The organism is Variovorax sp. 20P10.2.4, from assembly GCF_058244205.1.
Window position 1 is genome coordinate 1 of the sequence record NZ_JBZAYE010001203.1, and the last position, 1,015, is coordinate 1,015.

The window sequence follows — 1,015 nt, forward strand, 5'->3', positions numbered from 1 at the left end:
TTGGCGGCGGCACCGGGCGCGACCGCGGGCCGGTCGGCCTGGGTCTGCACCCGCGCGCCGTCCTTCAGGCGGTCGCCGCCCTCGGTCACGACCACCTCGCCGGCATTCAGGCCGGCGGTCACCGCGATGTTGTCGACGCTCGATTCGCCGCGCGTCACCACGCGCTGCGACACCGTGTTGTCGGCATTGAGCACGTAGACGTAGTCGCCGTTCGGGCCGTTGCGCATCGCCGTCACCGGCACCACCACGGCGCTGGTCACGGTGCGCAGCAACAGGCGCAGGTTGACGAACTGGTTCGGGAACAGCGCGCCGTCGGCATTCACGAAGCGGGCCTTGGCCTTGACCGTGCCGGTCTGGGTGTCGACCAGGTTGTCGAGCGTCGAGAAGCTGCCGGTGGCGAGCTGCTTGACGCGCGTGCGGTCGAAGGCGGTGGCGGGCAGCTTGGCGCCGGCGGCGAGGCGCTCCTGCACCTCGGGCACGCGGTCCTGCGGCACCGAGAACACCACGTCGATCGGCGCGATCTGGGTGATGACGGCGATGCCGCCGCTGGTGCCGGTCGAGACGTAGTTGCCCACGTCCACCGGCCGCAGGCCGATGCGGCCACCGACCGGCGCCGCGATGCGGGTCCAGGTCAGGTTCAGCCGCGCGGAGTTCTCGTTGGCGCGGTCGATCGCGACCGTGCCCTCGAGCTGCTTGACCAGCGCGCTCTGGGTGTCGACGTCCTGGCGCGCGATCGAGTCCTGGCCCAGCAGGGTCTGGTAGCGCTGCAGGGTGACGCGCGCCGCGGCGAGCTGCGCCTCGTCGCGCTGGCGCGCACCGGTGGCCTGGGCCAGCGCGTTCTGGTAGGGCTGCGGGTCGATGGTGGCGAGCACGTCGCCCTTCTTGACCATCTGCCCTTCCTGGAACAGCACCTGCGTCAGCACGCCCGAGACCTGCGGCTGCACGGTGACGTTGGCCAGCGGCGTGACGGTGCCGAGCGCCTCGAGCTGGATCGGGATGTCGGCCTGCCGCGCGG

The 1,015-nt window shown here is 71.8% G+C and carries 1 protein-coding gene; it reads right to left on the minus strand.

Annotation, left to right across the window (positions count from 1 at the left end; all coding sequences use genetic code 11):
* Positions 1-1,015: efflux RND transporter periplasmic adaptor subunit (locus AC27VN_RS42290; protein WP_490880640.1), on the minus strand; the 1,015-nt coding region annotated here is incomplete at both ends.